Origin of the sequence: Shewanella sp. (assembly GCF_047975355.1) — a bacterium.
Classification (GTDB): domain Bacteria; phylum Pseudomonadota; class Gammaproteobacteria; order Enterobacterales; family Shewanellaceae; genus Shewanella.
On the sequence record NZ_JBKEDJ010000061.1, the window covers coordinates 25203 to 38502 of the forward strand.

General features: G+C 47.3%; 10 protein-coding genes. 4 read left to right on the forward strand and 6 right to left on the reverse strand.

The genetic code is table 11. From position 1 onward, the window contains the following. Positions 1–85 precede the first annotated feature (85 nt). Both ACK5NH_RS15870 and ACK5NH_RS15875 read left to right on the forward strand, forming a co-directional pair. Complete coding sequence (locus tag ACK5NH_RS15870) at positions 86–1192, forward strand: AI-2E family transporter (RefSeq protein WP_416921631.1); 1107 nt, start codon at positions 86–88, stop codon at positions 1190–1192. A gap of 6 nt (positions 1193–1198) precedes the next feature. Beyond that, entirely contained in the window at positions 1199–2110 is a 912-nt protein-coding gene (locus ACK5NH_RS15875) for a class I SAM-dependent methyltransferase (protein WP_416921633.1), read from the forward strand. Positions 2111–2251: 141 nt separating this feature from the next. Here ACK5NH_RS15875 and ACK5NH_RS15880 read toward each other — a convergent pair whose 3' ends face one another. From ACK5NH_RS15880 to ackA, 4 genes are all read right to left on the reverse strand, one after another. Continuing rightward, positions 2252–2476: a hypothetical protein gene (locus ACK5NH_RS15880; RefSeq protein WP_416921635.1), complete on the reverse strand. Its 225-nt coding sequence runs from the start codon at positions 2474–2476 to the stop codon at positions 2252–2254. A 546-nt stretch (positions 2477–3022) separates the two neighbouring features. Next, complete coding sequence (locus tag ACK5NH_RS15885; protein ID WP_416921637.1) at positions 3023–3454, reverse strand: hypothetical protein; 432 nt, start codon at positions 3452–3454, stop codon at positions 3023–3025. 459 nt (positions 3455–3913) lie between these two features. Then, positions 3914–6067: a phosphate acetyltransferase gene (gene pta / locus ACK5NH_RS15890; RefSeq protein ID WP_109287424.1), complete on the reverse strand. Its 2154-nt coding sequence runs from the start codon at positions 6065–6067 to the stop codon at positions 3914–3916. A gap of 125 nt (positions 6068–6192) precedes the next feature. Further along, the gene (gene ackA / locus ACK5NH_RS15895; protein WP_416921639.1) at positions 6193–7392 is read right to left on the reverse strand and encodes an acetate kinase; all 1200 of its coding nucleotides are present in this window, start codon (positions 7390–7392) and stop codon (positions 6193–6195) included. 141 nt (positions 7393–7533) lie between these two features. Here ackA and yfbV point away from each other — a divergent pair, with 141 nt between their 5' ends. Further along, positions 7534–7977 (forward strand): terminus macrodomain insulation protein YfbV, encoded by a 444-nt coding sequence (gene yfbV / locus ACK5NH_RS15900; RefSeq protein ID WP_083757889.1) that lies wholly within the window; start codon positions 7534–7536, stop codon positions 7975–7977. A gap of 15 nt (positions 7978–7992) precedes the next feature. Here the strand turns inward: yfbV and pflA are convergent, their stop codons facing one another. Together pflA and pflB are read right to left on the reverse strand one after the other, a co-directional pair. Then, positions 7993–8733: a pyruvate formate lyase 1-activating protein gene (pflA, locus tag ACK5NH_RS15905; protein WP_023266326.1), complete on the reverse strand. Its 741-nt coding sequence runs from the start codon at positions 8731–8733 to the stop codon at positions 7993–7995. 63 nt (positions 8734–8796) lie between these two features. Then, a complete protein-coding gene (pflB, locus tag ACK5NH_RS15910) occupies positions 8797–11079 on the reverse strand; it encodes a formate C-acetyltransferase (RefSeq protein ID WP_416921641.1) in 2283 nt (760 codons plus the stop codon). A 1018-nt stretch (positions 11080–12097) separates the two neighbouring features. Here pflB and focA point away from each other — a divergent pair. Then, entirely contained in the window at positions 12098–13072 is a 975-nt protein-coding gene (focA, locus tag ACK5NH_RS15915; RefSeq protein WP_011716602.1) for a formate transporter FocA, read from the forward strand. Positions 13073–13300: the final 228 nt, after the last annotated feature.

Consider the following 13300-nt stretch of genomic DNA (forward strand, 5'->3'; position numbering starts at 1 on the left):
TTTTATGGCTTAGGTGATTGAGTTTGAGACTTTTCTCGGGCTAGCCTAACAAACTTTATCTAAGATCAAGAAGGATTTTTACGCCATGACACGTTCCAATACGCCGTCTGCCGCCTATAGAGGTTTTGCCGTCATGGCCTTTGTGGTGATTATTTTGGCAGGAATAAAGGCCGCCAGCCCGATTGTTGTTCCCTTTGTGTTATCCAGTTTTATTGCGGTTATCTGTAATCCAGCGATTGGCTTGATGACAAAATATCGTGTGCCTAAATGGCTCGCGGTTATCCTGCTTATGGGTTTTATCGTGTTGATGGGCTTGTGGCTCGCCTCCCTTGTGGGCAGTTCCATTAATGAGTTTTCGAAACAGTTGCCCCAATATCGTGATCAGTTAGTTGAGCAGTTTTCTTGGGTGCTGCATAAGTTACAGGCGCTCAATATTCAAATCTCCAAGGAGCAAGTGCTGGCCTATTTTGACCCAGGCATGGCGCTGTCGATGACCACCAATATGCTTTCGGGGGTTGGCAATGTGATGGCGAACTTGTTCCTGATCATCCTGACCATCGTCTTTATGTTGTTTGAAGCGCAGTCCTTACCGAAAAAATTGCATTTGGCATTGGATGATCCCGACATGCGTTTACAGCAGATTGACCGTTTTCTGCAATCGGTGAATCAATATATGGTGATCAAGACCTTAGTCAGTCTAGCTACGGGCTTGATTGTCGGTGTTGGGCTCGCCTTTATCGGCGTGGATTATGCGCTGCTTTGGGCTGTTATCGCCTTTTTATTCAACTATATTCCCAATATCGGCTCGATTATTGCGGCCATTCCAGCCGTGTTGTTGGCCTTTATCCAATTAGGCCCCGCGGCGGCAGGCGGAACTGCTCTGCTGTACGTTGGCGCAAACATGGTGATGGGCAATGTAGTAGAACCTAAGTTTATGGGCCGCGGTCTCGGGCTTTCCACCTTAGTAGTATTTTTATCGTTAATTTTTTGGGGGTGGTTGCTGGGCTCTGTCGGCATGTTGCTGTCGGTTCCCTTAACCATGGTGGTGAAAATTGCCCTCGAATCCAGTAAGAGTGGTGGCTGGCTAGCCATTTTATTATCCGACGATGTGGATGATAAACTGGTAAGCCAATCGACAAGCACCACTCAGGTCTCTGAACCTGTCGATACCCATTCAACAGATAATAAGTAGTAGATAATGCAACGTTTTATAGAAGCACTGGCGACGATTCAAGTCGGTGAAGATGCGGCGCGACTATTCCATGGTCGCGGTGGTTATTACCCTGGCTGCGAACATCTTTGTTTAGATTGGTTCGCGCCAGTGTTGTTATTGACCAGTTTTATTCCCCTCGATGCGGCCGAGTTGGCCGAGTGCCAACAAGCGATTACGGCGCGTTGGCAAGTGATACAGCCCAATCGGCCGTTAAACTTGGTGTGTCAATACCGCAGCGGTGGCGAAACCTTTAGCCAAGTATTGGCGGGTGAGGTGCCAGATCCTCATGTCGTAACCGAAAACGGCGCTCAGTTTCAGGTGCATTTATTGCGGGGACAAAACCACGGTTTGTTCCTCGATATGGCTAATGGCCGTGAATGGGTCAGAGCCCATGCTCGCCATAAGAAAGTGCTGAATTTGTTTGCTTATACCTGTGGTTTCTCGGTGGCAGCACTGCAGGGCGGCGCCGATGAAGTAGTGAATATGGACATGAGTAAAGGGGCGTTAGCCATAGGTAAGCAGAACCATCTGCTGAATGGCTTTAGCGCGGGCGCACGCTTCTTAGGGCACGATATTTTTAAGTCATGGGGTAAGTTACGCAAGTTAGGACCCTATGACATAGTGGTTGCCGATCCGCCGAGTAATCAAAAGGGCAGTTTCGTGGCGACTAAGGATTATGTGCGTTTGATCAGGCATTTACCCGAGTTGTTAGCCGAGAATGCTGAAGTACTACTCTGCTTAAATGCGCCGGAACTCGATACCCAGTTTTTACGCCAGCAAGTCGAAGAGGCTGCGCCAGCGCTTGAATACCTTGATCGTTTACCCAATCCCGCCGCCTTTGTTGATGTCTCTGAGGAGAAATCATTAAAGGTGCTGCGTTACCGCTTAAAGGCGTAAGCACTTTTGTCATAAAAGGCCGTCATAAAAAGTCGTCATAAAACGCTGCCATGAAGTGTCATCATAAGACCGAAAGAGGCCTATGATGGCACTTCATGATGTAGCTTCGTGCCTTATCCCATCTTCACTCATCTGAACCTGTTAATAAGTTAACCGCTCTGAGAGTTGCGATTGTCCATGATGTTCAATGGCGAGACTGACATTGTGTGGGTCTAAGTGCTTAAGCGCAGAAATTTCAGCATAGAGCTTATCCTGCACATCGAGCGGGATATTCATTTGATCCATAAACATATGGATCCCCAAGATATCGCCGTGGCTGAATAAGGTGGTGAGTTTTGCTGCTTCAAACTCAATGATGGCATTCATATCGGTCTCCTACTCGCATCATTATTTAATTGATAGCAGTTTGTAACCATCTCCCTAGATTCTTTGTTTGTAAGCCCGCACTCTTTAGCACATAAGGCTATATCAACTGAAAGTCTTTCATTTTTAGATACGTTTTTGCGGCTTTTTCAGTGTTTAAAACCTTTTTTATCTTTTACATTGAAACAAAACTGAAAGTTTTCTGTAATTGTTGATTGGGCTTTGGTATACTCTGCGCCACGGAAATTCCCTTTCCTCATGGGCAAAATGTCAGCATAGAACGGCATGCCTTTGCGACCTTACAAAATCGAGCAGGAGTTGTTATGGAAGTTCATGAATACGAAAACGCTTACTATCAAGTTAAAGATGACGTGATGACATCTTTACCTGCACAGAGCGAAGAAGAAGCGGTCTAAGTCCTGTAAGCCAACAATTACAGTGCGAATTCTGAGTCGGAAGTAACAAATACAAGCATATGAAAATCGCAACCCTAGGGTTGCGATTTTTTTATATGTAGTCGAACAGAGGTTGATTGAATAAGAAAAACAGCTAGCCATTGACCTTACGTTTTTCAGGCATGATCTCAACGATAATCCACTTGCCGCTAATCTTATGCAGTCGCAGCGTTCTGTCATCAATCCAGGGCTGCCCACCCTTTAAGCCCTTCATTTTGACCACCACCATGACGTCTTTGGTGAACTTACGGAAAAAATCGATATCGATATCATCAATTTCCATTTCGACATTGGTCATGGAAAGACCGAGCATATTGCGCTGCACTGCGGCGGCAATGTAGTAATGGGTTAAGACTTCTTTGAGCGGCGCATCGACATATAACTTGGCTTTCTCCACATCTCGGTCAACATAAATGGCGTTAAAAAAGCCGAGACTCACTTCTTCGGGAGTGAGTACGTGTTCTTTGTCTGTTGGTTCGCCACAACCAAACAAAAACAGTAATGAAAGGAAAAATAAGGTTCTCATAGCTTTTCGTTATAGGAATTTGTCATGAGTATCGCGATTTTAGCGGTCATGTTCAAGTTTTGTAATAATGGCTATTCCTACGGGAAATGACTTGACTCGGATCGGCCGCCTGTGGCATATCTGAAAGGATGACTTTATTAGGTTATCCACAGAATCTGTGGAAAACTATGTTGAAGACTATAGGGATAATTTTTAAGTAGCTGATTGTATATGTTTTTAATTGCTGGTTAAAAAGTGACGCTTTTCTATGATGCCGTTCTCCAGCCATTTCCTTGTGGATATTTTCTTAGATTTACCCAGTCTATTCACAGCGTGTGAATTTCCCAAAACAGCATTTTTATGACCTTTTGAGGATATTTTAAGCGTTTAATGCTGTCCGTTTTTTGTGAGCCTTTCCCTTCTGAAATAAAAAAGCACTGAACAGTTCAGTGCTTTTTTGTGATGCTTTAGCTGAGCAAATTACGCTTTGCTGGCATCGTTTTGTGACGCTTGGATAGCCGTCAGTGCGATAGTGTAGACAATATCGTCCACTAAGGCGCCGCGGGATAAGTCGTTCACAGGCTTACGCATGCCTTGCAGCATTGGGCCAATACTGATGAGGTCTGCACTACGCTGTACCGCTTTGTAGGTGGTGTTACCTGTGTTGAGATCAGGGAACACAAATACAGTCGCTTGACCTGCAACAGGGCTGTTAGGCGCCTTAGAGCGAGCCACGTTTGGCATTACGGCTGCGTCGTATTGCAGTGGACCGTCGATAACCAGATCAGGACGTTTTTCTTTCGCGATACGGGTCGCTTCACGCACTTTATCCACATCCGAACCAGTACCTGAGTTACCCGTTGAGTAGCTGATCATCGCCACTCTTGGTTCTATACCGAAGGCCTTGGCAGATTCTGCCGATTGAATGGCGATATCGGCCAGTTGTTCGGCGTTTGGATCCGGGTTAATCGCACAGTCACCGTAAACCAGCACTTGGTCTGGCATCAACATAAAGAAGATGGAAGAAACCAGGCTAGAACCCGGTGCGGTTTTGATCAGTTGCAGCGGCGGACGAATCGTATTGGCCGTGGTGTTTACCGCGCCAGAGACGATACCATCGACTTCGTTTTGCGCCAGCATCATAGTGCCTAGCACCATGTTGTCTTCCAACTGCTCTTTGGCAACGACTTCAGTCAAACCTTTGTTGCGACGCAGATCGAGCATCGGCTCAACATAGCGATCGCGTACTTCATCGGGGTCGACAATCACAACGCCTTCGCCCAGAACAACGTCTTGCTGTGCTGCAATACGTTGAATTTCATCTTTTTTACCTAACAGCACGCAACGCGCGATACCCCGTTCGGCACAAATCGCGGCGGCCTTGATGGTACGTGGCTCATCACCCTCTGGCAGCACCACGGTTTTGTGGGCGGCGCGCGCAAGTTCGGTGAGCTTATAGCGGAACGCAGGTGGTGATAAGCGATGTTCCCTAGGGGAGTTTTTAGTCACGCTTTCAATCCAGCTCTGATCGATATGACTGGCAACGTATTCTTGGACTAAATCGATACGTACCGCATCATCCACTGGCACTTCGTGGTCGAAGCGTTGGATGTTTAATGAAGTCTGCCAAGTGTTGGTATCGATGAGGAATACCGGTAAACCTGTCTCGAAGGCCTGTTCACACAGTTTCAGAATTTCAGGCTCTGGCTCGTAGCTACCAGTCAGCAGCAGGGCGCCGATCTTCACGCCATTCATGGCGGCAAGGCACGCTGACACAATCACATCGGAGCGATCACCAGAGGTCACCAGCAATGAATCTGTCTTAATATGGTTGACCATATTTGGCAAGCTGCGGGCGCAGAAGGTGACTTTACGTAGGCGGCGAGTGTTCATCTCGCCGGCATTGAGAATGCGGGCACGTAAATGTTTGGCCAGATCCGACGCACGAGGTGCGACTAAATCGAGGTTGTAAGGCACGCTACCTAAGATGCGCAGTGGGCTTTTACCTGGTAGTTGGAACATGATGGACGCATCTGAGCGTTGTACGCCTTGATGATCGAACACTTCCGATAAGTCTGGGCGAGCGCGACCTTCATCATCTACTGGCGCGCCAATCTTGTTGATTACAGCACCAATCAGACGTTTGTTGTTTTTGCCGCCCCACGAGTTGTAGGCAATTTCGAGGCGGTTCATCAGGCCAGTTGGCGTGTCACTGCCGGGGGTGGCAATGAAAATCACGTCCGCATCCATTGCCTTGGCGATAGCGTAGTTCACATCATCGGCAAAGGGATGGTTGCGAGTTGGCACTAAGCCTTCAACAATCAGGGTTTCGGTATTGCTGGCGCATTCTGCGGCGCGGGCAATGATTTGCTCCATCAGCACGTCGGTTTGATCGGCGCGGATCAGTGCTTCGGCATGGGCCATATCGAAGGGCTCTAACGGATTGACCGTGGGCGATTTGCTTAAAATCGTGGTAGAGCGCTCTGGGCCATTATCATTTGGACGCAGCTGGGAAATGGGTTTAAAGAATTGGACTTTTACCCCGTGGCGCTCTAATGCGCGCACCATACCTAGGCTTAAGGAGGTCAGGCCAACTCCTGTGCCTATGGGGATTAACATGATATTTCGAGACATAAAAACCTCTAAGTTCGATGGTTTTTGGCAGAGTGAGTCGTCTCTGCTGCTTTGCTTGTGTTTATTTAGCCGTAGGTCGCTAATAATAAAGCCGTTTGGCTGAGCAAACGGCTTGAATCATCTTATTATTTTGTAATGAGTTTAATCGAATCTTCGGCGATAACCCACTCTTCGTTGGTCGGGATGACCATGGCAACGGTACTGTTATTTGTGGTGATGATGCCTTTCTTGCCGAAGCGGGCGGCTTTGTTACGCTCGCTATCCACATGGAAATTGAAGATTTGCAGCATGTTGAGCACTTTCTCGCGGATGATGTCGGAGTTTTCGCCGATACCACCGGTAAAGACTACGGCATCTAAACGACCGAGCGGCACAGTGTAAGAGGCGATATATTTCGCCAGACGGTAGCAGAAGATTTCCAGTGCTAAGGTCGCGCCTTTGTGACCATCGGCATAACCTTCTTCGATGCCACGGCAATCGTTAGTCAGTTCAGAAATCCCGAGCAAACCACTTTGCTTGTTCATCAGGTTGTTGACTTCTTCCAGTGTGTAACCCAGTTGGTGAACTAAGTGGTAGATGATAGAGGGGTCGAGATCGCCACAGCGAGTGCCCATGACTAAACCTTCAAGCGGCGTCAGTCCCATTGAGGTATCAACGCTCTTACCGCCTTTAACCGCTGTCACAGAGGCACCGTTGCCTAAGTGTGCGCAGATCACATTGGTTTCTTCTAAAGGTTTGTTCAACACTTTAGCGGCTTCACGGCTGACAAACAGGTGGCTAGTACCGTGCATACCATAGCGACGGATACCGTGCTCACGGTACAGCTTGTATGGCAGGGCGTAGATGTACGCGCGCTCAGGCATGCTTTGGTGGAATGCAGTATCGAACACCGCCACTTGTGGCAGTTTAGGGAAAGAGGCAATGGCCGCGCGAATACCGATAAGGTGGGCAGGGTTATGCAGTGGCGCCAGTGAAGAACATTCTTCAATACCTTTGATCACATGCTCATCAATAATTACAGAGCGAGTGAACTTCTCACCGCCGTGTACGATACGGTGGCCCACAGCTTGAATTTGCGCGGCTAATTCAGGTTGACCAGCAAGGATTTTATTGACGATAAATTCAACGGCTTCGCGGTGAGCGGTAAATGCACCTAAAGAGGACTCATGCTTTTTACCGTTGATTTTCCATTTAATGCGCGAGTCTTCTAAGCCAAAACACTCGGCTAGGCCAGAGATCTGATCGTCACCTGTTTGCGCGTCAATGACGGCAAATTTGAGTGAAGAGCTACCGCAATTGAGTACTAAAACCAGTTTATTAGACATGTGTAAACCTTTTGCCATTGTGTTTAAGTTAACGATTCAAAATCTTGGGAACGCTTGCGTAATTTGCCATCACAGTCTTGGGGCGCAGTGCCAGATTGTGCTATGGTAAAAGCAGTGTTCCTCTGTTGTAGGTGTCTAAAATTGAGTATCAATATTCTCAAAACCTTAGGTGACGGTCGTCGCTATATGAAGACGTGGCCTATGGTTAGACAACTGGGTTTGTATTTTCCTGAGTATCGGGTGGTACGCGCCACTCAGCTTGCCATTCTGGTGATGCCAGTGCTGGCGATTTTGGCGAGTGTGAGTCAGATTTATACCTATGGTTGGGCGTTTTTACCCCAAGCTCTCACTATCGCGTTGTTCTTTATTAGCCTGCCGTTGCAGGGCTTATTGTGGTTAGGCTGGCGTGCGCGCCATCCATTACCTTTATCGCTGTTCGACTGGAGTAATCAGTTGAGTGCGAAATTGTCTGCCATGGGCATTCATTGCCAATCCTTGGGCGCTAAGGCGTGTTACCTTGATATGGCGCTCATTTTAAAAATAGCCTTTGAGCGCTTAGATGCCAGTTATTGGGAGGAGCTTTAAGCCTCCCTTGGCGTTTTAATACACCGCATTAATCCCCTGTGAGCTAAACACGGCTTTAATTTTTTCCATGGTGTCGCGGCTCGGTGGTGCGACGCCATCGAGTTGATAACTTTCTCCCATCGCTTCCCACTTGTGTTTACCCAGCTCGTGGTAGGGCAGGAGTTCAACTTTTTCAATATTCTTCATGGGCTTGATAAATTCGGCCAGCTGTAATGCCGAAGCTTCATCGTCGGTAAATCCACCCACGACCACATAACGTATCCAGGTAGGCTGATTGCGTTTGGCGAGATACTCGGCAAATTGCAGCGTTCTGTGGTTACTGACCTTAGTCAGTTCAATGTGTTTATCGTCATTCATTTGTTTGATATCGAGCAACACCAGATCGGTATGATCGAGTAGCTCATCAATCACTGGCGTGTACTTACGCACAAAGCCGTTGGTATCTAAACAGGTATGAATGCCTTCTTTTTTACAGGCTTTAAAGAGTTCGGCGACAAACTCCGCCTGTAATATGGCTTCGCCACCGCTGGCGGTCACACCGCCGTTGCTGGCATCGAGGAAGGGGCGGTAGCTAATGATTTGGCTCATTAACTCGTCGACCTGTACTTCCTTGCCACCATCAAGATCCCAAGTATCACGGTTATGACAATACTGACAGCGCATTAAACAGCCCTGCATAAAGGTGATAAACCGTATGCCTGGACCATCCACTGTGCCAAAGGATTCCACTGAGTGGATCCGACCGGTAACTGCCATTGTGACTCCTGTTGAAATAAGTGAGGCTGTAGCACATTGTACTACAGCCTTACCTAATTTAGCTTACAGACCTTTTGTGAAAGTACGTGTGATCACGTCTTGCTGCTGCTCTGGGGTCAAAGAGTTAAAGCGCACTGCGTAACCCGATACCCGGATGGTCAGTTGCGGATACTTGTCAGGGTTAACGACCGCATCCTCAAGCATTTCACGGTTCATCACGTTAACGTTCAAGTGTTGACCGCCTTCGTGTCCTTCGTTGTGGGCGAAATATCCGTCCATCAACGCCGCGAGGTTAGTACGGCGACCGTCTTCATCTTTACCTAAGGCATTAGGCACGATAGAGAAGGTGTAAGAGATACCGTCCTGTGCGTGGGCAAAAGGCAGTTTTGCCACTGAGGTTAACGAGGCGATAGCGCCTTTCTCATCACGGCCGTGCATTGGGTTTGCACCCGGTGCAAATGGCGCACCTGAACGGCGACCGTCTGGCGTGTTACCGGTTTTCTTACCATAAACCACGTTAGAGGTAATGGTCAGAATTGACTGAGTTGGGATAGCGTTGCGGTACATTTTACGGTCGCGGATCTTCGACATAAAACGTTCAACTAAGTCACAGGCGATATCGTCGACGCGTGGGTCGTTGTTACCAAATTTTGGATAATCACCGCTGATCTCAAAGTCGACGGCAATGCCGTTTTCATCGCGTACAGGTTTTACTTGAGCGTACTTGATAGCAGACAGCGAGTCGGCTGCGATAGAAAGCCCTGCGATACCACAAGCCATGGTACGACGTACGTCTCTGTCGTGCAGCGCCATTAGCGCAGCTTCGTAGGAGTACTTGTCATGCATGTAGTGAATAGAGTTCAGTGCAGTGACATATTGCGTCGCTAACCAATCCATCAGGCCGTCTAAGCGGTTCATCACGTCATCGAAGTTCAACACTTCGTCGGTGATGGGGGCGGCTTTAGGGGCGATTTGGATTTTCAGTTTTTCGTCAACGCCGCCGTTAATCGCATACAACATGGTTTTTGCCAAGTTTGCACGGGCGCCGAAGAACTGCATGTGTTTACCCACAACCATTGGGCTCACGCAGCAAGCGATAGCGTAATCGTCAGATTGGAAATCTGGGCGCATTAAGTCATCGTTTTCGTATTGGATAGAGCTAGTGTCGATAGACACTTTCGCGCAGTACTTTTTAAAGCCTACAGGCAGTTTGTCAGACCAGAGCACAGTGATGTTTGGCTCTGGGCTTGGGCCCATAGTGTATAAGGTGTTTAAGAAACGGAAGCTGGATTTGGTCACCAGTGTACGGCCATCTAAGCCCATACCGCCGATTGATTCAGTTGCCCAAATAGGGTCGCCTGAGAATAACTCATCGTATTCTGGAGTACGAAGGAAACGCACCATACGCAGTTTCATCACGAAATGGTCAATCATTTCTTGTGCTTGTTGCTCAGTGATGATGCCGTTTTTCAGATCGCGCTCGATGTAGATGTCGAGGAATGATGAGGTGCGGCCTAAAGACATTGCCGCGCCGTTTTGGCTCTTCACAGCGGCTAAGTAGCCAAAATATGTCCATTGTATCGCTTCTTTGGCGTTAGCGGCTGGGCGAGAAATATCGAAACCGTATTTAGCGGCCATGGTCTTCATTTGACCTAGAGCGCGGTACTGCTCGGCAATTTCTTCACGCAGTTGGATAACGTTAGATAAATCTTCGCCGGCTTCGAACTGCGCTTGCAGTGAGCTGAACTGGGCAAATTTATCCTTCATTAAGAAGTCGATACCGTACAGTGCTACGCGGCGATAGTCAACGATAATACGGCCACGACCATAGGCATCGGGTAAACCGGTTAATACGCCGGATTTACGGCACGCCATGATTTCGGGAGTGTAGACGTCGAATACGCCTTGATTGTGGGTTTTACGCAGTTCTGAGTAGATGTATTTTACATCGGCGTCGAGTTCGCGGTCGTAAGCGGCACATGAGCCTTCAACCATACGAATACCACCGTTAGGTAACATAGCGCGCTTGAGCGGCGCATCAGTTTGTAAACCAACGATAGTTTCTAAATCTTTATTGATATAACCCGCGTCATGGGAAGTGATGGTAGAGACCATCTTAGTATCGAAATCAACTGGCGCGTGGGTGCGGTTTTCTTGCTTGATGCCTTCCATCACTTTGTCCCACAACTGGGTTGTGGCTTCGGTGGCACCGGCTAGGAATGACTCGTCACCTTCATAGGGAGCATAGTTTTGTTGAATAAAGTCACGTACATTGACTTCAGATTTCCAATCGCCAGGGGTAAAACCTTCCCATGCGTTGGCAAACAGTTCAGTTTTGTCGGTCATCGTACTAATACCTTTTGGTTGAGATAAAGGTCATTGGCGCTCATGGGTAAACCATGTTGAGTATAGGCCAATCGCTATTTCCTGATTAAAGCTCCCTTCAAGATGACGCCCTATGATGGGAACTGGAACTTGGGGATGTTTATCGCGCCAAGTGTCTGTCTATTGATACCCGATAAGATGACAAATATTCGTTTAACTTGGATTATCGGTTATCGATAACTCTTCTATAAATTGGTAAGACCAATTATCCATGAGCATATTAGCATAGCTCTTATACTCTCGCATCTTAAACGGGCGAGTTTGTGCCCGGTTAATCGCAAATTTGCTAGCAAGGTAGCATTTTTTTAGCACAATAAGGTTTAAAGCACGCTTTTACTGGACCATTAGCAACCAATGTCATCGCTTATTTGATTGACTGTCGCGCTTTTAACCGACGAAAGCTATCACCGTATCGATTGATTTTAATTGTTTACGATTTAGGCGGTCTTTGGCCTGATAATACAGTCGTCGCAAAAGGCTCGTTTATACGGGACGCTAGGCGGTGGTAGGGCATTTGACGGAAAATAAGTCAGTATGAAATCGTTTGGTTTGAGGGGATAGGAAACAGGATTGTTTCTCCTCAAATGAATGTGGTGCGAACAGGGGCGTCGTCAACAAGCCGTCATCTAGATTATGGAAACTTGACCTCTATAAGGTTAAATCTGCTTCATCTTAGCTAAAAATGATATTTAAAAGTGACATGGTAAATTGGCTAAAGGTGATATAAATTGGTATGACCAATTAACCTTTTGTGTTTATGGCTTCAAAATTTTCACATTTTACCTGTGAATAACATCACGCTTTGGCAAACTCTGCTTCACGGCTAATGCGATTTGTATGTTACAAAGCGTGACTTTAGTGAGTCATCATTTAAGCAAGTCTTAATGTAAATGTTGATTGGTTTGATCTGCGCTTGGGCGCTGTAGGAGAGACCTATGTTGCAAGTTCGCGTTTGTTTATCGGCTTTGGGAGTACAGTTATGAAAGACTCACACGCTAATGCTCCACAAACATCCTCGACTGGCCATGAGCCAATACAGGTTTCTTCACACTTTAGCTGTTATCACCAAGCCGAAATTTACGGCAAAAGCAAAGTGGTTAAGGCGCCTTGGCAATCCTTTGGTTTAGCGGTATTTGCTGGCGCTTTTATTGCCTTAGCCTTTGTGTTTTATCTGACAGTAACCACGGGTGCGGGTGATAGCGCTTGGGGCTTAGTGCGCCTCGTGGGCGGGATTGCCTTCAGCTTAGGCTTAATTTTGGTGGTAATTTGCGGCGGTGAGCTGTTTACCAGTTCGGTGCTGAGCAGCGTAGCATGGGCGCAAAAGCAGGTGACCACCAGTGAATTGCTCAAATGCTGGAGCCGCGTGTATATCGGCAACTTTGTCGGTGCCATGTTAATGGTTGGCTTGATCATGGCGGCGGGCTTATATGAGCTCGATGGCGGTAACTGGGGCTTAAACGCGCTAAAAGTGTCGCAACATAAGCTGCATCATACTTGGGTGCAGGCATTCAGCTTAGGTATTTTATGTAACATGTTGGTGTGTTTGGGTATTTGGATGACCTTCGCCAGCCGCGAATCCCTAACCAAAGCGATTTTACTGATCCTCCCAGTAGCCATGTTTGTCAGCAGTGGCTTTGAGCACAGTATCGCAAACCTGTTTATGGTGCCGCTTGGGATCACCATTCAGTCGGTCGCTAGCCCTGAGTTTTTTGCATCCCTAGGCGTGACCCAAGAGCAATTTGCCGATTTAACCGTGGCAAACTTTGTATTCAATAACTTAATTCCTGTGACCCTGGGGAACATTGTCGGCGGCGGTGTGATCGTTGGCCTCGGTTATTGGTGGATTGAGCAGGGCCAAATAGCCTTACCCGATCCGCAAAAATCCCATCAACCGCACTTTTTTGCATCGCCCTTGCATACCGAAAAGGCGAAAAATAGCCAAGAAAGTAAGTAAGAGAGTTAGTAACTAAGCGAGTCAGTCACTTAGATTTGGGATAACAGCTCCTTGAGTGACTGTTTGTCTTAGGCTTATAAAAAATGCCCAGTGTTACTGGGCTTTTTTGTGCTGCATTCGCAGTAAAATGCTTTTTTATACAGATTAGTTGTTTGTGATAGATGTAGGCATTTTGCGTATTCATGTTAGCGAATGAAGATTTTATGTACTGATTTACAGCGCTTTAGT